This window comes from Microbulbifer mixtoriginis (SeqCode) (assembly GCF_052467705.1).
Map to the genome: position 1 here is coordinate 4,175,914 of NZ_CP174322.1, position 22,130 is coordinate 4,198,043.

Sequence of the window (22,130 nt, forward strand, 5' to 3'; positions counted from 1 at the left end):
AATGGGCCTGCGGCCCACTTCGAAAATTATCTGCAACTTTTCTTGCAGATACGAAAAAGCCCCTGACGGGGCTTTGACCGCACATTCACGCAGCCAGTATGCATGAATGCAAAATTTGGTAGCGGGGGCAGGATTTGAACCTACGACCTTCGGGTTATGAGCCCGACGAGCTACCAGGCTGCTCCACCCCGCAACAACACATGCGCATCAAAGCTTTTATAGAAAAGCAAAATTGGTAGCGGGGGCAGGATTTGAACCTACGACCTTCGGGTTATGAGCCCGACGAGCTACCAGGCTGCTCCACCCCGCAACAACACATGCACATCAAAGTTTTTGCTAAAAGCAAAATTGGTAGCGGGGGCAGGATTTGAACCTACGACCTTCGGGTTATGAGCCCGACGAGCTACCAGGCTGCTCCACCCCGCAACAACTCCGAGAAACAAAGCCTGGTTGACCTTTGTTTCCCTGCGGCGGGACCAGCCCAACCACTCAAGAGGCTGCGCATTCTATGGTTAGCGTCCCCATGAGTCAAGCCACAATTGGCATTTGTTTTCCCCTTCAGTCGGGAACAGCCTCGAATATACCTCGCTGATCAGTATAGAAAAGGAAGAAAATCCCGCAAATACAGCCCACTGCATATGCCGATTCTTACTTCCAATGCCACGGCCCTGTGTGTATTCATCACATCAAGCCTTGCTGTTTAGCGGGTGAGCTGGTGCACTATGGCACGCCGTACCGGTGGAAAATGTTCACTGATACGCAATATCGCTCTGCGTAATAATTTCGCTGGCAGTCGATCATCGGTGAAAAGGTCCACAACCCGGTTAGTACCGGTATAAATAGGGTGCGAATCCAAACGGTGCTGAGCCTGATAGCGAGACAATGCTAGGGAGAGCCCCGCCGGCTGATGCAGCCGCGTTACATTATGCAATTGGCTAGCCAGAGTATTCGCGCCGGCCAAGCCCAGGTTAAAACCGTGCGCCGTAACGGGGTGCATCCCCACCGCAGCATCTCCCACCAGGGCAAAGCGCTCAGCAAGAAATCGATGGGCATAAACTGCCACCAGCGGGTAACAATGGCGCCTACTGAACGCCTCAACAGCCCCAAGAGCCCCAGCGCTCTCTCTCTGTACATGGGCCGCAAATTCCCTATCGCTGTAGGCCATCATTTCCTCGGCACAATTGGCGGATACCGTCACTACCGCCGAACAGGTTTGCGCATCGGACATTGGCAGTAGAGCAAGGGTTGAACCGTAGCGAAAACACTCCCGGGCAACGCCACCATGCTCCCGCTCTGTGCGCACCGGACCTAGCACCGCAACCCTGCCGAAGTCACGCATGTCCGCGCCAATCCCAGCCATACGACGCACCTCAGAAAAGCGGCTGTCCGCCGCCACCAACAAGGCCGCAGTAACAACCTGCCCCCCTTCAAGCTGTACCAGTCGCCGACTCGTCTCGCAACGTGTGCCAATCACCTTGCTATTAGGCAGCAGCTGTATATTGCTATCCTCACGCACTGCCTCATAAAGCACCCGCCGAATTGCAGCATTGGGCACAATAAAGCCCAGTGGACCTCGCCCCCGAGTATCAAAGTCCAGGCTAGAGGGGGAATCGCCATCCACCACCTGCGCAGACTGCAGCGAGCTCTGCTCCTCGGGCTTCAGCCGCTGCCAGGCTCCTAGAGACTGCAACAATCTTACGGATTTGTGAGTGAGCGCAATTTCCCGCCCATCGTTCGCTGGACACGCCAGCATTTCATCATCCTGGCGCTCCAGCAACGTTACCCTGCAATCCCGAGCAGCCAGCATAAGCGCCAAAGCCAGACCCGCAGGGCCCGCCCCTACAATCGCGACATCTGTGTGCAGCATCCTCCCCCCTAGAACATCCCACTTCAATTTCTGCTTGTGATAAATAACTTTTGTTATCGACCGATCGAAGCTCACTGTATGCTGGAGTAACAGCGGGGCAACTGATACAAATCAGAAAATCTCAAGGCAGGCGCAACAAGAGAATAGGCACATACAAAGGATCGTATATGCAGGTAGAAATCGATATCGTCGACGCTTTCGCCAGCGCCCAATTTGGAGGTAACTCTGCAGCGGTGATCATTACTGAAGAGTGGCTCAGCAAATCCTTGATGCAATCCATCGCCGCACAAAACAATCTCTCGGAAACAGCATTCCTACTCAAGCGTAGCGACAGCGAATATCATATCCGCTGGCTTTCTCCGTTAACCGAAATCGACTTTTGTGGCCACGCCACCCTGGCCTCTGCTTTTGTAGTCTTTCGAAAGCACCCACATTTAAAGGTTTTGGATTTATTTGCTGAGACAGTCGGTGAGATGCATATCACTCACAGAGTGGGACGGCCTGATTGCTATGAATTTTCCCTCCCGCACCCCACAGCCATTAGCTAACATTCCCTGTGATCTGCTCGAAGGGCTATCGATCACACCGAGAGAAGTTCTGCGCAACAATCAAGCCTACTTTGCCATTTACGCTGACGAAGAGGATATTCTGCAACTGCAGCAGGACCCCGCCAGGCTGGCAAAACTCGCTCCCTATGATGTGGTAGTCACCGCACAATCTAGGCAATACGATTTTATCTCCAGGTATTTTTGGCCCACCAATGGCGGTGCTGAAGACCCAGTAACCGGCTCCATTCACACCGGACTGGCACCCTACTGGGGAGAAAAACTGGGAAAATCAAACTTGATAGCCTTCCAAGCCTCAAAACGCGGAGGCCTGCTACACTGCCAGCTTGATGGAGAGCGAGTGATCATCTCCGGTAACGCAGTGCCATACCTTAGCGGCGTGATTGATGTAGTCGAAAAGGACAAGTAGTTTTTAATCACTGCACGATCGTCAGATTTTACGCACAAAAAAATAAATGGAGAAAAAAATGAATCACAAAGGCTCATGCCTCTGTAATGAAGTCCAGTTCACAGTGGAGGGGGCTTTTGAAAGCTTCTTCCTTTGCCACTGCGACCACTGCCGTAAAGACACTGGTTCCGCCCATGCCGCCAGCCTCTTTTCCACCTCGGCCAAGCTCCACTGGAACCACGGGGAAGAACTCATCAAGGTCTTTAAACTCCCTTCAACCCGGCACGTAAAAAGCTTCTGCGGTCAGTGCGGGTCCGCCCTGCCCTTTGCCGACAAAGAAGCAGGATTACTGGCAGTGCCCGCTGGCAGCCTTAACAGCCCCATAACCATCAGACCCAATGCACATATCTTTATGGCCAGTAAAGCCGAATGGGACAAGGACCTTGGCAAAGTACCAGAACTCGATGGTTTCCCCCAGGTTGATAAAGCCGACACCCCCTGAAAGGAACAACGGTGCCGCTTGCAAATAAGCAAAGCAGCACCTCACAACCTTTTGTAAGTTTTAGCCTGGGTGACCATCTACTCTGGGTTGAAATAGAACTGGGGTGTAGTAAATCAGGAAAAGTGAGTAACCCAGCACCCAGGCAACAATAGCAGCGAGAAAGCCACTGGGAGCCGGCGCCCAGAAAATACGGGCCAGGGCGGATAACGCCAGTGCGGCAAACGCCAACGGCATAAGACGCGGCGCCTGTAAAATACGGCCGGTATGCCCCAAACTCACACGACTGGTCATAGCCAGAATCAAACCACCAATGCCACCCACCGCAAAAGCATGTAGCGCTGGGCTCTGCCAAGCGGGTGCGATTCCACTCCAGGCCAAAGCGGCGAGAAAACAACCCAAAATCACCAACCAATAACTGAGGTGTAGGGACCAAACCATGGGCTCCGCCCAGATCTTGGTGGGATGCCAGCGCAACACTCTTACCAGCTGCAAAACACCCAGGGTAATGGCCAGCAATGCCCAAACTATCTTGGGCAGATCCAAGGCCACACTAAGCAGTAGGAGTACGACCGCAATATGCGTGCCCCATTCCACAATGGGTAACTTCTCACGCGGGCTCAAATGGAAGCGTCGCGCAGTAAAGAAAGGAATAACCCTGCCACCAATCACCAAAATAATCGCCGTCACCAAGAGCAGAGCCATCAACGCCACCCGGCTCTGCGCAGCGGGTAACAACCAGTGGCTGGCCGCCAGTCCAGCAAAGGCCAACATAGCCGGCAGTACAAATAAGTTGCGCCATTGCTTGGTGCGCAGTACACGCGCCCCTAACAAGAATGCAGCCAGCAGGAAGAAAGACACCTCGGCCACGACCGGCATCCACAGAGGCACTGCCGCAAAGAGATATCCCAGGCGTGCCAGCAACCATAAACCCACCAGGCTTATTAGCTGAGTCCCCTTTGGTGAGGGAATTCCGGTCCAGGTTTGCATGGCGGTACCCAAAAAGCCCACCACTACTGCCGCGGCAAAGCCAAACAACATTTCATGGGAATGCCAGGCAACCCCCACACGTAGGGCGGGCAGCTGCCAACCGGACAGAGAGGCCTGCCAGATCAGTAATGCGATCATGCTCCACAGGGCACCACCCCAAAAGAAAGGTCGAAAAGGCATGCGCCAGAAAGGGGCGATGGATTCCGCGCTCGCGCGGTCGACAATGGGTATCACAATCTTTTCTCCTTAAACAAAGGGAGGTTAATTCTCCCGGGGCAGGTATTTGCCTTCACAAGGCTCCATCCACAGTTAACACGCACTGCACAGCGTCATTATCACTGCTTCGAAATCAGCAATTTAAACGCAGGAGCCAAGAAAGGGGTTAGCACCAATAAGTCCCGTTTCTACTCAATGCCCAATGTAATGCCAGCCTGATGATTCATCACGATGTGAATTAACATCTGAGAGTCCATTCTAAGAATTGAGCACTCCGCTTATTTTCCCCCAATCAATCCTATTAGTTAATAGGCAAGGGGCATAGTTTTTAAAATTTATAACCCTATGCAAAAAGCGGGCATTTCCCCATAAAAAAATCAAATAATGATTGACAAAAAAGCAACCTCAGCAAAAAACCGCTAACTTAAAGTTCAACTTTAAGTTAGTAAGCCAACAACTTTATGCAAAGAATTATCATTGGCTATCGATAAAATTTATAAACACCGAAATATCAACAATTAAACAACTAGGATTTATATTTTACATTTTGTTATCTGCAGGCTTTCCACGTACAAACAGAACACATACCAGCAGCGCCAATAAAGCCAAGTAAGCATTAACCACAAACGCACGATCAATACCTGTGGCTAAACTCGGGGCCAAGGATACTATGGTGGTATTCATTGCCAGCCCTATCGCTCCACCAATAATCTGAAACATAAAAATCAGGGCTGCAGCAAGGCTAGCTCGATCAGGGCCCACTGCAGTAACAGCAGCAGTGGTAATGGTGGGAAAAAATAGACCCAGCCCAATTCCTAGAGAAATTAAGCCAGGTACTAAATGAAAATAACGGGTGTGCTCCAAGAGGTTCGATAACAAAAACATCCCTCCACCAAGAAAGATAGCTGCCGCTGACAAAATCACTTTGGCCCCAAGCATGGCATATAGCCTGCCAGCAACATAGGAAATAATTCCATAAGTAATCATAACCGGCAGCAAGCCGGCACCAGACCAGACAGCGGAGAGTTTTAATTCTTTTATTAAAAATTGTGGTACATAAAGCAACATCGAGACAAAAATCACGGAGAGTAACAGCGTGGTAATGCCCACAGTAAAAAATCGCCCATTTGTTGCCACATCCGCAGGGATGAGTGGGCTTACCCTCGCATGAGCCTCCACCCAGGAAAAAGAACAAAATGTAATAACAGAAACGATAAGCAACCCCAAAACCAAGGAGCTACTCAAGCCCATATCCACAACAAAATCCAGAGCCAGCAAGAGTGTTAATAAAGAAATCGACAGGAAAATAATTCCTGCATAATCCACCTGCTCACCAGATTTTTCTGGACTGTCATCATCAATTACTCGCCAGCTAATCAACATAGCGATAAGCGCAATAGGGAAATTAATAAGAAATATCCAACGCCAACTAAGGAAATCAGTAAGCAAGCCTCCGAGTAGCGGCCCAACCGAATTGGCAAACCCGCAAACTGTCATAATCAAACCACCAGCCTGTCCAGCTCGATCCTCTGGCATAATCTGATAGGTCATTCCAAGAATTGCCGGCCACATCAAGGCCCCACCCACCCCCATCAGCGCCCGGCTGCCCAATAGCATCCAGACATTCACCGCAAAGCCACCCAATAGAGAAAACAGAATAAAAATACTGCTGCCAATAAAAAACAGACGGCGACGCCCAAACATATCAGCCAGGCGACCTCCGGTGACAATCAACACACCGAATACCAGTGCATAACCGTTAATTACCCACTGCATCGTAGAAATATCTGCCTGGAAATGTCTCTGCATAGCCGGTATTGCCACAGAGAAAGCTGTAAAGTCATTGGCGATTAGAAAAATCGCAAAGGTTAATGCGATTAGAGCAATGATCTGTTTTTTTGAAAGTGCCTCTTTTGCCGCTGCCATAGGTACTCCAGGCTGCCAATAGCTGAATTTATCGGCTCAATCTATTCACAATTTTAGAAGTAAAAAGTTGATCTCAAACTTTAAAGGAGAGGATTCAATTTGACATTTTAAGAGCTGGGATCTAATTACTGATAACAAAGTCCTATATTACTGAGAAACTCCCCTTATAAACTGTAGCCACCCAATAGCCTCCTACTTTCTTCCCAGGATTTCTACACTTCTCTCTCATACCGCCTTCCCGTTTTATCACCAACACTTACCCATGTAACAAGGTGAGTCCGTAAAGTTACTCTCAGAAATGAATTAGGGTATCTCACGGCACAGTGAGAACGAGGCAGTAGAATTCGGATTTTAATCCTATGCGCCATGAATTTAATTTATCAGGATGAGAATAGTGAAACCCATCCTGATTCAAACTCCGCCATCGGCCGGCACCTAGGTAAAGACAAGCAGTAGTGCCATTAACAGTGGTTTGGGAAGGGTTCTATTAAGCTGTTCTGGAACTGATCCGCCACTAAAGCCGATCCAATGCAGTAAACCGACTTCAGCGCCAGGCAGAGGCGGAAAGTAGTCGCCTGCGCTTGAAGTCGGACTTTTACGAACAAACAAAAAAATAATACATAGATCTCAGTGCCAGCTGTGAATAACATCCAGTGTACACACTGTAACTACAATGGCTCACACTTACGATATAACCCCGCTTACTTAAAGCGATTTACCGTCATAGTTAAAGGTTTAGGCCAGACTACACTTACAGTCGAGCCAGGCAAAAGTAATAGGGCTGTTATTCTATAGCAACCACCCTAGCTGTCTTTTTGTACTCACCATTTACTGTTACACCATATACGATCCCCGTGCGCTATATTCATATCTGCCAGCACTTTATCGAAAACACTATTAATCTAGTGGAGAGCTACCGATATGCTCGAACGGAAAACTGTCGAAGAGGTATTCAACGCTCTCCGTACCGACCCCCAACCATTTTTAGAGCGCGTTGCGAACAATGTGCACTGGGTTGTAAAGGGCACCCATGCTATGGCTGGTGAATATTCCTCCAAGAAAGAATTGGTCGAGCGTGCCTTCCATGGAATTGGCAAGGTACTCCAAGGAGGTAAGGTAATGATGGAGGTCAAGCGAATACTAATCGACGGGGACTATGCAGTGGTTGAAATGGAGAGCACCTGCATCGCATTAAATGGTAGAAGATACAACAATACCTACTGTTGGATTGTTAAATTTGAGAATGGCTTAATTACTGAAGGCACTGCCTATGTAGATTCTGCACTGGTACAGCAGGTCTTGGACGAAAACTCTTAACCCAATTTTTTATTGCCGAAAAACTTGCTTTGGCTTCAGATTGTATAAAAATTATCTGTACAAAGCCCGGTAGCAATACTTGCTACCGGGCCCACTGATCAGTAAAGAGCCGCATATTTACGGCCCCAGATTTTAAGTCGCCACTATTGCCACTATTAGTTAGTTTTGGTAATCGATAGTCATATCAAAATTACCCTCTACACATTTAGCGTAATCGCCTTGATTCAGTGCGGAGTAGGCGGTTTGATAGTTCACCAACTGACAGGCAAAACTCTCATTATTGGGATTGTCGGCAGACCAGCCCCAATCCTTATCCCAATAGATACTCAGGGAGGCAGCACCACCGGTCTCAAACTGACCCATATTGGCACATCCCAACTCTTCATTCGCAGGAATGTTCACACCCAAATAGTCGGTGAAACTTTTGTAGTAATCCATGCGATTCTGAGAGCGAGCGTCCTCTGAACCCTTACTACACTCGATAGCGCCGTTCACAATATTGGTAGTGACACCAAAACCGGAACTCAGGTTATTGGCCCGGTCAACACTATTGGGCTCCCAGGTCCCATCAACCACATGCAACATGCTCGGCTTGGGCGGCTGTGGATACACGAAGAAGAAAATAGCGCTCGCCAAGTTCAACCAGGTATCCGCAACCAGCTCCGGATTTTCCAGCAGTGTATAAATATCACCGTACATAGCCTGGGAGAAAGGCCCGTAGTTATAGTTCCAGCTCAACTGCTTGGCACCGCGGCCAAAATAACTCTTGTAACCGCCATCGGTATTGATGGCACAGGGCCACACATCCGCCGCCCAGCTGCTGCTGGATTCGCAGGCGCCATAACCACCGGAGGTTTCCTCAGTCCAACCAATCTCTCGAATCCAGTAGAGACCCTGACGCCATTCCGGCTCATCCCAGGCCGCCGCATGGGCACCGGTTTCCTGGCCAAAATGGGCAAACATTACTGCCAGCGCTTTACGGCAAATAGCATCGGAATTGCGACCATCGGTGTAGTCACCGCAAAAAGCCGGAAACTTGGCCACTGCGCGCAGGAAATTGGTGTAAGTGTATGCATCGGCCCGCAGGGGGAACAAATAGTCCCAGGTATCCTCAGAAATAATACTCTCAACACGCTGAACATTTGTCGGGTTGGCACTGCGACCGGGTTGAACCGCTTCCACAATCGCGTTATCTCGGGTCTCAACAGTATTTTTCACTTCTTGCAGAAGCGAATCAGTGGTACGGGCACTCTCCTCCGCCTTCAGTTCACTCAAGCCCATGACATGACCACTTGCGGAGGCACAACCCGTTTGATTGATGCTTACCTCTGCAACGTCACTGGCCGCAGAAGAATCGGTAGCCGTCAGCTGGAAGGTGTAGGTCACATTGCTGTAAACCTCAGACAATACCGCCTGAGTGGAGCTACCCACGTAGTTTGAGAGCTTGATGGAAGGGCCACCTGTCTGGCTCCAGATATAGCGCATACCGCTACCACCGGTAGAGTCAGAACCACCCAGAGTAATGCTGCCGGTACAGCCCACACTATTGGCAGAAGCGGAGATCACCGCATTCACTGCACCACCTGAGTTGCCATTATCATTGGCGTCATCACCGTTACCAGCGTCAATGGCGAGGTTTTGCACTGTAACCTGCGCCTCCTCACTGGTTTCACCATCGCTGACAATCAGACTAAAAACAAAGTTCACATCATAGGTTGTGGCCGGCAGAGTCACAGAAGTCGAGGCGCTTGTCGCTGAGGCGATATCCGCTTTAGGAGCGCTCGGTGAGAGCTGTGCCCAACTATAACTGAGCACGCTATCACCGCCGGAAGCACTAGCGCTGAGCTGCACCGTACCACCACCAGTCACTTGCGTTTGTGAAGTAGACAGGTTGAGAGAGATCGGAGTATTGCCGGTATCACCGCTGTTACCAGTATCTCCTCCACTATTACCGCCGTTATTACCGCCAGAGTCTCCGCCGTTTTCGCTTCCATTGTTTTCATCGTTAACGCTACATCCATCAGCCTCTTTGCGAACCCAAGGTGAATCCCAGCTATTTTCCGCTGTCAGTGCATCAGAGGGTAAGTCACTGCCATTTGCCCACCATTGCGCAACAAAAATATCGCCGGCATAGCAAACTTCACTACCCTTGCGATAGCTTTGCCCGGATTGGTAAGCGGCTACGTCACTGGAGCTATCACTACCGGAATTATCTGAACCAGCAGAATTTCCGGAATCAGAATTGTCGTTGTCATTGTGATTATCGGAATGATCACTGTCACTACTATCATCAGAGGCGTCGCAGACCCCTGTTTCTTGCACGATCCAGGGGGAATCCCAGGTGTTCTGCGCAGTCAGGGCCTCAGCTGGACGCTGTTCTGCAGTAGCCCACCACTGCGCTTTAAAAAGATCGCCGCCATAGCAAACTTGGCTACCTCCCCGGTAATGCTGGCCTTCCACATAGTCTTCTGCGGGCTGATCGGCTGCCACAGCCTGGGCACCAATGATCAATGCCGAAGCAATCGCTGTACGAATAAAAAGGTGGCTCATGGAGTCTCCACTATTCATTTTTAGGGTTCTATTCAAAAATGGATGTATGCAAGGAGGTAGTGCAGCACGCTAGTGTTATTACAAGAAGTGCGGGCTAAGATTTTATCGTTAAACTCTATAGTGGGTTTTCAATTTCTAATTATGTGGTCAGAATTTATAAACCATCTGACTTTAGCCCCAGGCATTGAGAGGAATAATATTCCCATCCAATTAGACTCTTATTTCGGCACAGATAAACTGAGCCATGTGATACCTTCAACAAATACTTAAAATTTTTCTGCGCTTTATAGCCAAAACCCCATACATACACTGCAAATTCGATAGAACCTTCTCAGAATGGTTCCCAACATAAAAAACAATTCTTTACAAAACAGCCACCTCAAAACACGCATAAAGTACTAGGAAGCGGAAGCAAATAGGAAAGCTATTCCAAAGCATATGAGAAACACCTCAGCCTAGAGCCAACCCAGCCCATCTTAAATAGAAATTTAATTTTTAATAAAACAGACAAATCAATACACAAAAAGCACATCAATATCATCCCACAGATAATTTTTTGCATATTTCTTCCATATTTATATATTTCAGGCTGTCGGCAAATGTAAAAAAATAAATGGGCCAATATTATTCTCCAGAGCAATTCCTCCCGTACTTCCAACAATCCAGCTTAACAGCCCTTCCTTTCCCTATGAGCGAGCTAGAGTCTCAATAGAAAATCTCTTATAAAACTCTCAATTCCCATTCAGCCTCAACTCCAACTTTACAATTGAATCGGCTATCGAACTTATCCCTTCAACCTGCAGCCCAGTTTGAGCCTCATCCGAATTACCCTTAAAGGACAACCAGGATTACCTAGCAACTGTTTCCCCACCATATGAAAAAATAGAAAAAAACTAATAGATCAAAGAGCAAGATATTGGTGCTTATCGCACTCAAGGCATTAAGTCATAATGCCAAGCTTAGCATCAATGACCCCCCGTAATTAGAGCAACCTCTGATGACTCTGAGATTAGCAATCGTTAAAATAAAGCAGCATTAAGAAACTTATTTGGAATCTAATCGATATAAAGATAAAGACACGAGCCAATAAGGCATCGGATGTATCACAACTTCTATTTCTCTTCCAGGCTCTACCCACTAAGTAATGAAGGGTTGCCAGCGGGATCAGTGAAAACTAGGATACAACTTCAAGTCTGCTTGAGGTCAATACAGATGAGTGGTCAACAGGATATAGATATTCGCGAAGTCGCGAAACGCAGTGGGCTTCCCTCCTCTACCCTTAGATATTATGAGGAGAAGGGTCTGATCCAATCTATCAGTAGACGAGGTATTGCCAGAGTCTTCCATATCAGTGTGCTGGAGCAGCTCTCTCTAATAGCTCTGGCACGCTATGCGGGCTTCTCTCTCGATGAGATCGCTAGTATGTTTACATACAACGGAAAACCCAATATTGATCGGGAGCAATTGCTCGAAAAGGCCGATGCAGTGGATAAGAATATCCGCCGCCTGGAAGCTATGCGCGATGGTTTGAGGCATGTGGCAAATTGCCCAGAGGACAATCAGCTGGAGTGTTCAAACTTCCAAAACCTTGTGAAAAGAGCAATGAAATTACAGCAAGAGCCTAGTGATGACTCTACCGAAACGACTCAGAACAAGCTAAGTCACAGCCAATAATCTGTTGTTCTCTTAAAGATGCCACCCCACTAACCTGTTGAGAAGCTTGTAAACGGTTAAAGATTTGATAGAGAGCTAAATGAATCACTACATAATGTGATACCTATAAATGCACCTTCCAAAGAAATCAATACTGGCAGCCCAAGATCTTATTGAGGATGCCGCCAGTTCTGAAAACAAGAAAAGCAATCTACAAATAAAACGATTAATGACCGGTACATTTAAAAAAGTCATGAAGGTATCGATTCACAGCCACCCATTTTGTACTTTACCAACCAGATACTTCCCTTGAGAGCTGTACTATCGTTGTGATAAGGAAAACAACAGCTTGCTATTATGAAGGTACTGATTGTCGGTGCGGGACCAACTGGTCTTACTCTTGCCGTGGAATTAGCACGCCGGAATATATTTGCCAGGATTATAGATAAACGTGATAGTGCCTCTACTCTGAGTAGGGCCGTTGGTATTACCTCTAAAAGTTTAGAGCTACTATCACACTCAGGTGTATCTAAAAGGCTGATTGAAGAGGGGGTGCCCATTCAAAATGCTTGTATCTATCAAGATAACCACCTTACTTTGACCTTGCCGCTGCATTCAAGTACCTCTTATTTTCCTACCATATTGGGGTTACCCCAAGACCGCACCGAAACAATCTTAGCGGAGTCTCTGGCCTCCATGGGTGTGGAAGTCGAGTATAAACTCGCACTCAATGAGCTTCATGAGGAAGCGCAATCCGTTATAGCTCAATTATCCAGTGGAGAGGAGAGTAGCTTCGATCTGATTATCGGCGCAGATGGTGTTCGCAGCGCAGTTCGACAAGGTGCAAATATCCCCTATCCCGGATTTGATTTAAATGAAGACTGGTCAATCGCCGATGTGGAACTGGATGATTGGCCTCATCCACAAATGTTCACCCTCACGCAGACCAAGCCGGGAATAGTGGCAGTGTCAGTCCCCATCGGTAAAAATCGCTATCGCTTTGTTGGTAACTGCGAGAAGGTTTTGGAAGTTTTTCCGCTGCCGCTAAGAATTCACAAGGTGAGGCGGGAAGGGGTCTTCAAGATATCTATCCGTCAGGCACAGAGCTACTCCAAGGGCAGAATACATCTAGCCGGTGATGCTGCACATTGTCACTCCCCAGTTGGCGGACGAGGTATGAATTTGGGTATCGCCGATGCAGCCGAGCTAGCTAAATGTATTGCAGAAGGCCAGCTAGATGGTTATTCGGCGCTACGCCATCGGGAAGATAAGAAGGTTATAGATGTCACAGAGCGAGGAAGAAAAATTGTCACTTCACAATCATTTCTCACCAGGCTCGAATTTTCTGCCTTATTAGCCGCGGCCAATCATCTACCATTTGTTCAAAGAAGGCTCAGTAGGTTTGTGGTTGAGTTTTAAGGAGAGCAATAATCCCGCGCGGCCCTCTTTACTAGGCCACACTAAACTCTGTCATCATGCCAGAGTCCTCATGTTCCAGAACATGGCAATGCACCATGTAGGGCATATCCGGCATCGCCTCCAGAGGAAAACGTACATAGATTTCTGCACTACCGGCATTGGATATAGGCACCGTATCCTTCCAGCCACGCATATAGGCCGGCGGCGTAGCATCGTTAAATTTAACCAGCCGAAACTGGCAACCGTGAATATGGACCGGGTGTAGCATAGTGTCTTTGCCCTCAGAAATTCGCCAGTGCAAGTCTGTATTAATGGGGGCCTTGAACCCAGGTTCAGTGAATGAAAATGAAACACCATTAACCGCATTAGCGGTCAATTGTGCTTTCAAAGGCAACGCCGGCGCCTCAGTGATGAGTTTGAGCACCCTGGCTACCACAGCAGGGTCCGTTTTTCCCGAGGCTACCATTTTTTCCAGTCCTGTCGCATCAATAAGTTTGTCTGCGATCTGCGAGCGATTCATCTGCATTACCGACTTCTGGCTGATCGGCGGCAGCTTAGCCGGTATTTCAGGCATTGATACCAGCCGCTCAGGTAAAGAACCCCGCCCCTCCTCACTAGTGGGCACCACACTAAGAAACACTACAGGCCCATCGAATGGGGGCAACCGCATCACCTGTTGGGGCACTGGTAGAGTTATAAAATCAAAGGGCTGGCCATTGCGAGCGTCCACCATTACCTCGTAACGCTCCCCGGCAGCTATGGGTAATTCTTTAACCTCTACGGGTTCTGGTAAAAATCCACCGTCCGTGGCAATCACAAAGATGGGCCGCTGATCACTAGTGGAGAGTCGGTAGTTACGAGCGTTTGATCCGTCCAGAATCCTGAAGCGCACCCATCCTCTTGGGGGATTAACCACCGGATTGACCACACCATTGGTAAGCAAGATATCCCCGCAATAGCCCGCTGCAACCGTAATCTCATTAAAGCGATGAAAGAAGCTGCCGTCTTTGTTAAAGCGCCTATCTTGGATAATCACAGGGATATCATCCACCCCCCAACGCTTCGGCAGAGGCAAGGCATCACTATTTTCATCATCAATGATAATCAGCCCTGCCAGCCCCTTAAGTACCAACTCGGCAGTGGTGGGATAGAGATGCGGATGAAACCAAAGTGTCGCCGCCGGCTGGATAATCGGTAATTTTGCAGTCCATGTATGGCCCGGCTTGATGGGCATATAAGGACCACCATCGGCATGACCCGGTACAATCAGGCCATGCCAGTGTGCAGTTACATTCTGGGTCAACTGATTATTTACGTTGGCCGTTACCGTTTCACCCTTGCGCAAGCGCAAAGCCGGGCCTAAAAAGGGGCCATTAAAGCCATAGGTCGGCGTTGTTACTCCCTTGAGAAATACTTTCTCCGCTGGCTTGGCTACTAGATTGATTTCTCCGGCTGAGTCCGCCCTCAACTCCGGAGGAATTGGCAGCACAGGCCTTGCAGAGGAATCCCTGGTGCCATTGATTTGCGCCCTCATATTAGAATTAGCCAATAGAGATGCCGCCAAGGTACCAAGACAGAAATCTCGACGTGATAAATGAGACAAGAAGAATCCCTCCTCATAATCTTAACGTTAAAATCTGGTAATACTCTGGCGGCTTAAACCTCTCGCTAACTACACACCTTTAATAAGCCCCAAAGCAGCATAGACTGCGGTGGCATCAGCAATAAATGGTTACAAGAGTTGGGGTTAGGTGGCCTTACGTTTATCTATATTTATATACCAACAGCATTACTGTCATTTGAGATACAGGCCGAACTCTTATTTTCCTCAGTACAACAATATCCATATCCAGACTCCAATGCATATTAAAACCGCTGGCTTTATCATTTAACCGAAAAAAGCTGGGGCGACACAATCAAAAACATGGCCTCTCAATAGCGCCTCAATATAATAAATCCGCCAGTGCACATATAGAAATAGACACTCAACAAATCTAAGAGAATATTCCTATACAGTTAACTCAAATAATCAATAAAGCGCCTAAAACTATAAAACAATCCGTAGAATAAATTGCCAAATTTTTTTCAGACCTTCACTCTAGGCATATGCAGAATCACAAAAAAAGCAACATACGCCAAACCCATACTTTTTTCTCATAATTTCAACACTTATTTCCCATGGCGGATAATCTGACACCTATAGATACTTTTATGAGAAGATTTACTTAGAAGGCAGACCAATCGCAACGCTAGATGGAACACTCTCCTACAAGCGGGGCTCCCTCTAAATTCACGAAGGAGATCATTTCAACCTTATTTTCCACTTAAAGAATCCAAAAAATAATTAGATCTCAATATAGACCTGCCATTTATTTCAGACTCATGCAGTAAAGGAGTCACACATGAAGCCATATTGCAACTTATTCACAGGGATAATTACATTTATTAGCATTGCAGCCTTTGCCGCAGGGAATCATAACTCTCAGGATCACTTACAAACAGATTTCAACTCCAGCAGCGATCAACCAGAAAAAAATAACAATAATTTCAGGGCGAGCATTCAAAATGGCAATAAGAATATTGTGAATACCCAGCAAAATGAAGAAACACTTGGAAGCAGCATACAACCCATTCAAATAGGCGACTTAAATCAGGCAAATATTTCTCAGCCAGGAACCATAACCTCATCCATTATTAATCGCCAACTTGGCAGTAAAAATATTTTATCTGTCACCCAGACTAACAGCATCAACAGCAACATATTCATTAATCAACAGGGCAACCAAAACTATTCAAACACAAACCAAATTTCTGGAGACAAAAATAGAGTCATCAATACTCAGATAGGAGGTTCAAATTATTTCATTGCCAAACAAGAAGGGAGCATATCCAGTACTATAAAAGTACATCAAGAAGGCAATATTCAGCATACCGCTGTAGAGGAAAGCAAATCTAGCTTTTTCAATACTATCTCCATTACTCAACTGAACCAAAAAAATTCTACATTTATTAATTTAGTTACAACAAATAAAAGCAATGTCGATATATTTCAGCAGGGAGCCAAAAATCATGCAGGAATCTTACAAAGCTTATCTGCTAGGAATAGCTTACAAATTCGACAGATTGGGAACTCTAATGCGGTCTTAATCAGCCAGGCTAGCAGTTTTGACAACACTTCCAGTATATTTCAGAAAGGGGATAACAACCAGACTTCAATTACACAAAATGGTAGCAACAACACTATTGTCTTACGCCAGAGTGGAGACCACACATCTGATAACCCAAGCCAGAAATCCATTGAAAAAAGCAAAGACATACAACTAACCAATTCCAACAATCAAGTAATTGTCAATCAGCAAGGTACTGAGTTAAGCAGCATTAACTCCAATCAGTTTGGCTTAGCTAACCAACTCACCATTAACCAGAGCGGTCAAAACATTAACACTTCTAATGAACAACAAGGCAATAAAAATGTTACAGGCATTGATCAAGCTGGAGAGAACCTCACCATCCTTACTCGCCAGATTGGCAATGAAAATCAGTCAACCTTTCATCAAATGGGAAGTGACCTAAACATAATTGCCAAGCAGCTTGGCGATAGAAATAGCCTTTCAATTATTCAGAAAAGTAATTTTAGCGTTATTGAAAGTGTCCAGATTGGAAATGGGAACCGACAAAAAATAGTGCAAAGCAACTCTAGTAGCCGGGCCTCATTGCATCAAGTAGGGCAAGGTAATGCTAGTCGGGTATATCAATGATGGCCAGCTATTACTGATCACTTAAGCCTATATTTTGTATCAACTACTCCCTGTCTTGCTTAGTTTGTAGTGCTCTACTAAACCCGAACACCAATTTAGGAAGTAAAGTTGCCACCGCAGATAGAGGTGTTTAATAAGTAGACAACATCGATCCTTTTGCCCAGAATTTAAACTAGATACTGCCCACCTAGCAGTAGATCAAGGCTATTCAACCCCTAAATCAGCCCGGTCACTGGATGTTGACACAACGGCTATCCCACGAGCAACTAGAGACAGAGCGTGGTGGAGAGATACCTACAAGTAAAGCGCTTACCATTGAGCAATAAAATTAAGGAGCTTGAAGCCCGTATCAATCGTCTGGAAAGGGAGAAAGGAATACTAAAAAAGACTACCGCTCTCTTGATGTCCGACGAGATAAATCATACGCGTTTATAGACCGATTGAGTGAGCAGGAGTCCGTGGAACTGGTCTGTAAAGCTTTTGAAACACCTCGATCATGCTACCACGAATATAGGAAAAAGAAGAGCTCCGCTGATGTACCCAGAATGCACCTTCGCTTCAAGGTCATTGAACTCTTCGAGCGCTGCCGTAGCTCTGCAGGAAGCCGTACAATCATAGGTTTACTTTATGCGCAGGGAGTACCAATAGGGCGCTTTAAAGTTCGAAGACTCATGAGTGAAGCGGGTTTGGTGTATAAGTAACCTGATCATCATAAGTATAAGAGAGCAATCGTAGAGCACTTAAGTATACCAAATAAATTTGACCGCCAGTTTAATATAGATAAACCCAACCAAATGTATGGATACCGTCTCTTGATTACACATCCATCACAGGAGTAAGGCGAGACATCAGACATTACCTGATGACTTACTACAATTGGGAGCGTCCCCACCAACACAATGACGAAATACCGCCCGTGAAAGCAGAAGAGAAGTTAACCTACTGTCCGGAAATAATTGACCACTACCGAGGCGGCCCTTGAGAAATTTAAGTAAGCCTAGCTACTCAATGATGCATGATAAAGTGCTTTCTTACTGCTGCTCCGCGGGATATATCTGACAACTCGCTTTGGATTGGCTGTAGTGGCCAGTCCAATTTATGTGAAGCCTCACAATTCCTTTTGTGCAAGGGTCCACGAACTATTCGTAAAGCTAGTGTGAAATCAATTTGCGCAATTGCTTTATTCGACGATCAGTTTCGCCTGCTCTACATAATTGATAAAGCATTGGCCAGATTGATCCTCCAGCTGCTTCTTCATTTGTTTGTGTAAGACAACTAGAATCACGTTTATTAAGCCATAAACGCTGTTCAGTACGTAGCTTTTTTTGTTTCTGTAGGGTTAGAGAATTTATAGTTTTTTCATAGACTACATTTAACTGATTATTACTAGATAGGAATTGCTGATATGCACATTGATTAAGCTCAAGTTGAGTACGCTCCCTTCCACACTGCTCTTCCCACTTACTCCAGTTATACTCTATCGCAAACAAGGGGAGAGATATAACGATGGATATTAGTAGTAATATTGTCTTCATAGATACTCCTTAGAACAAAGCTTGATCTAGTACACTATAAGCGGACACACTCCAGTGTATTTTTTTGTGACTCGTACTGTACCAGGCTGATATAACCCAAGGTGTTTTCACCGTTTTTATTGTAGTAGCCTTCAATTTATTCAAACACTGCTTGACGGGCATTTTCTCTATTCAGTAGTGAATCATGGCAGATGGCTTCTATCTTCAGAGAGCGGAAAAAGCTCTCAACATAGGCATTATTCCAACAATCCCATTTCCGGCTCATGCTTTGGGGTATCTTGTGTTTAGCAAGAATTTTTCGGAATTTAGCAAGCGGTACAAAAACTTCATACTTTATAAAATACTTCGGTTCATGTACTCCTTTTGTCTATTCAAAAATTCTGAGCCCAGTAACGTTCTCTTATGCGCCAGTTCCAATCCTTCCAGCCCCACTCCACATACTCTGAAAATCGCATGGCTACTGGGCTTGAAGTTTTGTTGTCCTAAGGTAATATTTTGCCGGTGTGCTGGTTTTTTTAAGGTTATATGGGGCACTTTAAAGGGCTTATAAGGGTCTTTAAGTAACGATCACTACCAACAACCTAAAGAAAGAAAATTAAAAGCTTTGAAAGGGTATCCCTGGAAGGGAGGACTTTTCTATGAACGAAAAAGGTAATTCTAATGTACCATTAGGAGACATAGCCTTTGATGGCTGTAGTGGTCTACCAAATCCGGGCACCAATTTAGATGATAAAGTTGTCTTCGAAAATAGAGGTGTTAAATGAATAAACAGCGTCGATCCTTTTCTCCTGAATTTAAATTAGACGCTGCCCGCTTGGTAGTAGAGCAGGGCTATTCAATTGCTGAAGCAGCCCGATCGCTGGATGTTGGCACAACGACTATCCGCCATTGGGTGAAGCAACTAGAGGCAGAGTGGAGAGACGCCTGCAAGTAAAGCGCTTACCACTGAGCAGCAGAAAATTCAGGAGCTTGAAGCCCGTATCAATCGCCTGGAAAGGGAGAAAGAGATACTAAAAAAAGCTACCGCCCTCTTGATGTCCGACGAGATGAATCGTCCGCGCTGATAGACCGATTGAGTGAGCAGGAGCTCTATGAGTAAGGGTCGCCCTGAGCTCCATTGCTTAGAGTATCGCTTCCTCGTAGTCACGATCCTCAAAGGCCGCTTCAAAACACGCCCCAATAGCAAGTATTTGAAGCACCCTAAGAAGCGAGTCTATTTCATTCGCTGCATTATCCTTTTTGACTAGATTAACAAGCTCGCAAAATGAATTTGGGGCTAAAGTGCTTGCTTTCTCCTCATTAGCAATTAAACCCTCACTTTGAAGAGAGGAGGAAATCTAACTCCTGAGAAGAGCAAGGAAATCTTTTAAGTTTTCTCCCGGTGCCCAAGTATTTCCTTCAAATCCTCAATATCGCGGACAATGGCTATTACATCTTGGGGCTGAAGATCAGCTATAGGCCTTTGGCCAATTCGAGGGAAGGTATTATCTCGTAGCCTAGTCCATACACGGTTGGCATGGCCCTCTGTCCAGGTTCCTTTCTGGTGGTTCCACCACTCTTCAGCAACAGCAGCAAAACTCCGGTCAATACTGACTCTGGCTTGGTACTTCTCAACTCGTTTCTGTGCTGAAGGGTCACGATCCTCTGCTAACAGCTGTTTTGCTCCAGCTACTTTTTGCCTCGCCTGTTTGAGACATACAGAGGGGCAAACGCCCAAGGCCAACGTCTTTTGCTTTCCTTGGAATCGACATTTAAGCCGCCAATACTTGGAGCCAGTAGGTTTGATCAACAGGCGCAGTCCCTGTCCATCCGTAAGCCACTGATCCTTGTCGCTTGGTTTGGCCTGCTTGATTTGAGTATCTGCCAGAGCCATGGTGGTGCTACCAGTTTCTAAATTGAACTAGGTAGCACCAAATGTAGCACCAGATGACAACAAACGAGAGCGGAGGGCTGTGTAACCTCCAGATAGCAAAAAGCCCCGATTTACGGGGCTCTCTGGATGATTCCGAACTTCTTCGGATCTTGATGTGGTGCCCAGGGCGGGACTTGAACCCGCACGAGCATAGCTCACTACCCCCTCAAGATAGCGTGTCTACCAATTCCACCACCTGGGCAAAAATCTTTACTGCTGTTCCTCTGAATCAGTTTCCTGATTTACAGCTGGCTCTTGCGAATCGCTGCTTTCAGTCGGAGCCTGAGGAACATCACCGGCTTCCAGATCTGATTCAAGTTGCGGGATATCGCTTTCGATTTCTGGCAACTCGTTGGCCGGTCCAACTTGCTCAACTGCAGCAGGTATTTGCGGCAGATTTGCATCGACATCGGCATCTGCGTTTTGGCGAGCCAGAAAGGCCAGCCCCAAACTGGTGACGAAGAATACAGTAGCAAGAATTGCTGTCAAGCGGGAAAAGAAATTTCCGCCACCCTGACTACCAAAAACTGTCTGAGATGCACCTGCACCAAAGGAGGCACCGGCCTCGGCACCCTTACCTTGCTGCAATAAAATCAGGCCGATAATACCCAATGCAACCAGAACGTGTATACCTAAAACAATTTCTTCCATTTTCTGGAAACTCTCTACCGGGGTTGTGCTAACCCGTTTTTAGTATTCCCTAATCCGCTCGCTGAATATTATTCAGCAGCGCGACAAATTGCGGCGAACTCTTTCGCATCAAGCGAAGCGCCACCCACAAGGGCGCCGTCAATATCAGCCTGCGCAAACAGGGCGCTGGCATTAGCGGATTTTACACTACCGCCATATAAAATCTGTACATGCTCACCTACATTACCGAGCTCACCCCGAATAAATTGGTGAACGTCCTGCGCTTCTTCAGGCGTTGCAGTTTTACCTGTGCCTATTGCCCAAACAGGTTCATAAGCCACAACTGAATGCTTCCAGGTATCACTTTCGATGATGTCGCTAACAGCTTTAAGCTGGTTTGCGATCACCTCGAGAGTACGCTCCTGCTCACGCTCTTGCAGGGTTTCCCCGACACAAAGGATCGGGATCAAACCAGCCTGCTGGGCAGCCACAAACTTCTTGGCTACCAGCTCGCTTGTCTCCCCATAGAGACTGCGACGCTCGGAGTGCCCAACAATGACATAGCGAGCATTCCAGTCGAGTAGCATTTCAGCGGATATTTCACCGGTATACGCGCCACTGGATTCCTGACTGAGGTTTTGCGCACCAACACTAAAGCGCTCCCTATCTTCTGCTACCTGGGACACCAGGGGAATATAAGGAAATGGCGGGCAAACAACCACGTGAGCGGCAATAGCCTGCAAGTCGAAGTCAGAAAAAAAACGTTCGGCAAAGGCTTTATTGCCGTTCATTTTCCAGTTAGCTGCTACCAGCGGTATTCGCATGTGTGCTCCTTTAAGGGGCGCAAATCTTAGCGACATTGCCGCCAACATACAACCAAAAATATACGAGTTTGCCTATCTCA

General features: G+C 46.9%; 17 protein-coding genes, 4 tRNA genes and 2 pseudogenes. 10 read left to right on the forward strand and 13 right to left on the reverse strand.

Features of this window, described 5'->3' with window-relative positions; translation table 11 throughout:
- Window positions 1–116: 116 nt before the first annotated feature.
- From ACJJIB_RS18270 to ubiM, 4 genes are all read right to left on the reverse strand, one after another.
- Window positions 117–193, reverse strand: a tRNA-Met gene (locus ACJJIB_RS18270).
- A gap of 40 nt (window positions 194–233) precedes the next feature.
- Window positions 234–310, reverse strand: a tRNA-Met gene (locus ACJJIB_RS18275).
- Between the two features lie 39 nt (window positions 311–349).
- Window positions 350–426: transfer RNA gene (locus tag ACJJIB_RS18280), tRNA-Met, on the reverse strand.
- 274 nt (window positions 427–700) lie between these two features.
- Window positions 701–1,867: a 5-demethoxyubiquinol-8 5-hydroxylase UbiM gene (gene ubiM / locus ACJJIB_RS18285; protein WP_444887092.1), complete on the reverse strand. Its 1,167-nt coding sequence runs from the start codon at window positions 1,865–1,867 to the stop codon at window positions 701–703.
- 167 nt (window positions 1,868–2,034) lie between these two features.
- Between ubiM and ACJJIB_RS18290 the strand changes: the two genes are divergently transcribed.
- Genes ACJJIB_RS18290 through ACJJIB_RS18300 form a run of 3 tightly spaced genes read left to right on the forward strand, consistent with a single transcriptional unit; the run spans window position 2,035 to window position 3,323 of the window.
- Entirely contained in the window at window positions 2,035–2,415 is a 381-nt protein-coding gene (locus tag ACJJIB_RS18290) for a PhzF family protein (RefSeq protein ID WP_444887093.1), read from the forward strand.
- The gene (locus ACJJIB_RS18295; RefSeq protein ID WP_444887094.1) at window positions 2,378–2,842 is read left to right on the forward strand and encodes a PhzF family protein; all 465 of its coding nucleotides are present in this window, start codon (window positions 2,378–2,380) and stop codon (window positions 2,840–2,842) included. The genes ACJJIB_RS18290 and ACJJIB_RS18295 overlap by 38 nt, the downstream gene beginning before the upstream one ends.
- Before the next feature lie 58 nt (window positions 2,843–2,900).
- The gene (locus tag ACJJIB_RS18300) at window positions 2,901–3,323 is read left to right on the forward strand and encodes a GFA family protein (protein ID WP_444887095.1); all 423 of its coding nucleotides are present in this window, start codon (window positions 2,901–2,903) and stop codon (window positions 3,321–3,323) included.
- A gap of 60 nt (window positions 3,324–3,383) precedes the next feature.
- On the opposite strand, the gene ACJJIB_RS18305 is transcribed toward ACJJIB_RS18300, so the two are convergent.
- Entirely contained in the window at window positions 3,384–4,544 is a 1,161-nt protein-coding gene (locus ACJJIB_RS18305; protein WP_444887096.1) for an NnrS family protein, read from the reverse strand.
- A 522-nt stretch (window positions 4,545–5,066) separates the two neighbouring features.
- On the reverse strand, window positions 5,067–6,452 hold the full coding sequence (locus ACJJIB_RS18310) for an MFS transporter (RefSeq protein WP_444887097.1): 1,386 nt from the start codon (window positions 6,450–6,452) through the stop codon (window positions 5,067–5,069).
- Between the two features lie 921 nt (window positions 6,453–7,373).
- Here ACJJIB_RS18310 and ACJJIB_RS18315 point away from each other — a divergent pair.
- Window positions 7,374–7,769 (forward strand): nuclear transport factor 2 family protein, encoded by a 396-nt coding sequence (locus ACJJIB_RS18315; protein WP_444887098.1) that lies wholly within the window; start codon window positions 7,374–7,376, stop codon window positions 7,767–7,769.
- Between the two features lie 159 nt (window positions 7,770–7,928).
- Here the strand turns inward: ACJJIB_RS18315 and ACJJIB_RS18320 are convergent, their stop codons facing one another.
- Window positions 7,929–10,319 (reverse strand): chitinase, encoded by a 2,391-nt coding sequence (locus tag ACJJIB_RS18320; RefSeq protein ID WP_444887099.1) that lies wholly within the window; start codon window positions 10,317–10,319, stop codon window positions 7,929–7,931.
- 1,212 nt (window positions 10,320–11,531) lie between these two features.
- On the opposite strand from ACJJIB_RS18320, the gene ACJJIB_RS18325 reads away from it, so the two are divergent.
- Window positions 11,532–11,993 carry a helix-turn-helix domain-containing protein gene (locus ACJJIB_RS18325; protein WP_444883891.1) on the forward strand — a complete coding sequence of 154 codons (462 nt, stop codon included), beginning with the start codon at window positions 11,532–11,534 and terminating at the stop codon, window positions 11,991–11,993.
- A 336-nt stretch (window positions 11,994–12,329) separates the two neighbouring features.
- Window positions 12,330–13,391: an FAD-dependent oxidoreductase gene (locus ACJJIB_RS18330; RefSeq protein ID WP_444887100.1), complete on the forward strand. Its 1,062-nt coding sequence runs from the start codon at window positions 12,330–12,332 to the stop codon at window positions 13,389–13,391.
- Between the two features lie 31 nt (window positions 13,392–13,422).
- On the opposite strand, the gene cueO is transcribed toward ACJJIB_RS18330, so the two are convergent.
- Complete coding sequence (gene cueO, locus ACJJIB_RS18335; protein ID WP_444887101.1) at window positions 13,423–14,994, reverse strand: multicopper oxidase CueO; 1,572 nt, start codon at window positions 14,992–14,994, stop codon at window positions 13,423–13,425.
- Between the two features lie 799 nt (window positions 14,995–15,793).
- On the opposite strand from cueO, the gene ACJJIB_RS18340 reads away from it, so the two are divergent.
- Window positions 15,794–17,149, forward strand: a complete 1,356-nt coding sequence (locus ACJJIB_RS18340) for a hypothetical protein (RefSeq protein ID WP_444887102.1) — start codon at window positions 15,794–15,796, stop codon at window positions 17,147–17,149.
- 133 nt (window positions 17,150–17,282) lie between these two features.
- Window positions 17,283–18,131: pseudogene (locus ACJJIB_RS18345) on the forward strand (transposase).
- A 169-nt stretch (window positions 18,132–18,300) separates the two neighbouring features.
- Here ACJJIB_RS18345 and ACJJIB_RS18350 read toward each other — a convergent pair.
- On the reverse strand, window positions 18,301–18,684 hold the full coding sequence (locus tag ACJJIB_RS18350) for a lysozyme inhibitor LprI family protein (RefSeq protein WP_444887103.1): 384 nt from the start codon (window positions 18,682–18,684) through the stop codon (window positions 18,301–18,303).
- 638 nt (window positions 18,685–19,322) lie between these two features.
- Here ACJJIB_RS18350 and ACJJIB_RS18355 point away from each other — a divergent pair.
- Together ACJJIB_RS18355 and ACJJIB_RS18360 are read left to right on the forward strand one after the other, a co-directional pair.
- On the forward strand, window positions 19,323–19,448 hold the full coding sequence (locus ACJJIB_RS18355) for a hypothetical protein (RefSeq protein WP_444887104.1): 126 nt from the start codon (window positions 19,323–19,325) through the stop codon (window positions 19,446–19,448).
- Window positions 19,445–19,768: pseudogene (locus ACJJIB_RS18360) on the forward strand (transposase); the annotation flags it as partial. The gene ACJJIB_RS18355 and the pseudogene ACJJIB_RS18360, both read left to right, overlap by 4 nt.
- A gap of 282 nt (window positions 19,769–20,050) precedes the next feature.
- On the opposite strand, the gene ACJJIB_RS18365 reads toward ACJJIB_RS18360, so the two are convergent.
- The 4 genes from ACJJIB_RS18365 to tpiA form a co-directional block, all read right to left on the reverse strand.
- Window positions 20,051–20,557 carry a tyrosine-type recombinase/integrase gene (locus ACJJIB_RS18365; protein WP_444887105.1) on the reverse strand — a complete coding sequence of 169 codons (507 nt, stop codon included), beginning with the start codon at window positions 20,555–20,557 and terminating at the stop codon, window positions 20,051–20,053.
- Window positions 20,558–20,712: 155 nt separating this feature from the next.
- Window positions 20,713–20,798: transfer RNA gene (locus ACJJIB_RS18370), tRNA-Leu, on the reverse strand.
- A gap of 8 nt (window positions 20,799–20,806) precedes the next feature.
- Entirely contained in the window at window positions 20,807–21,247 is a 441-nt protein-coding gene (gene secG, locus ACJJIB_RS18375) for a preprotein translocase subunit SecG (RefSeq protein ID WP_252083192.1), read from the reverse strand.
- Between the two features lie 68 nt (window positions 21,248–21,315).
- On the reverse strand, window positions 21,316–22,050 hold the full coding sequence (gene tpiA / locus ACJJIB_RS18380) for a triose-phosphate isomerase (RefSeq protein WP_444887106.1): 735 nt from the start codon (window positions 22,048–22,050) through the stop codon (window positions 21,316–21,318).
- Window positions 22,051–22,130 lie beyond the last annotated feature (80 nt).

Excerpts from the sequence above, each read along its gene's own strand:
- ubiM (WP_444887092.1), bottom strand. The coding sequence starts at position 1,867 with ATGCTGCACACAGATGTCGCGATTGTAGGGGCGGGCCCTGCGGGTCTG.
- ACJJIB_RS18290 (WP_444887093.1), top strand. The coding sequence starts at position 2,035 with ATGCAGGTAGAAATCGATATCGTCGACGCTTTCGCCAGCGCCCAATTT.
- ACJJIB_RS18295 (WP_444887094.1), top strand. The coding sequence starts at position 2,378 with ATGAATTTTCCCTCCCGCACCCCACAGCCATTAGCTAACATTCCCTGT.
- ACJJIB_RS18300 (WP_444887095.1), top strand. The coding sequence starts at position 2,901 with ATGAATCACAAAGGCTCATGCCTCTGTAATGAAGTCCAGTTCACAGTG.
- ACJJIB_RS18310 (WP_444887097.1), bottom strand. The coding sequence starts at position 6,452 with ATGGCAGCGGCAAAAGAGGCACTTTCAAAAAAACAGATCATTGCTCTA.
- ACJJIB_RS18315 (WP_444887098.1), top strand. The coding sequence starts at position 7,374 with ATGCTCGAACGGAAAACTGTCGAAGAGGTATTCAACGCTCTCCGTACC.
- ACJJIB_RS18320 (WP_444887099.1), bottom strand. The coding sequence starts at position 10,319 with ATGAGCCACCTTTTTATTCGTACAGCGATTGCTTCGGCATTGATCATT.
- ACJJIB_RS18325 (WP_444883891.1), top strand. The coding sequence starts at position 11,532 with ATGAGTGGTCAACAGGATATAGATATTCGCGAAGTCGCGAAACGCAGT.
- ACJJIB_RS18330 (WP_444887100.1), top strand. The coding sequence starts at position 12,330 with ATGAAGGTACTGATTGTCGGTGCGGGACCAACTGGTCTTACTCTTGCC.
- ACJJIB_RS18340 (WP_444887102.1), top strand. The coding sequence starts at position 15,794 with ATGAAGCCATATTGCAACTTATTCACAGGGATAATTACATTTATTAGC.
- ACJJIB_RS18350 (WP_444887103.1), bottom strand. The coding sequence starts at position 18,684 with ATGAAGACAATATTACTACTAATATCCATCGTTATATCTCTCCCCTTG.
- ACJJIB_RS18355 (WP_444887104.1), top strand. The coding sequence starts at position 19,323 with ATGAACGAAAAAGGTAATTCTAATGTACCATTAGGAGACATAGCCTTT.
- ACJJIB_RS18365 (WP_444887105.1), bottom strand. The coding sequence starts at position 20,557 with ATGGCTCTGGCAGATACTCAAATCAAGCAGGCCAAACCAAGCGACAAG.
- secG (WP_252083192.1), bottom strand. The coding sequence starts at position 21,247 with ATGGAAGAAATTGTTTTAGGTATACACGTTCTGGTTGCATTGGGTATT.
- tpiA (WP_444887106.1), bottom strand. The coding sequence starts at position 22,050 with ATGCGAATACCGCTGGTAGCAGCTAACTGGAAAATGAACGGCAATAAA.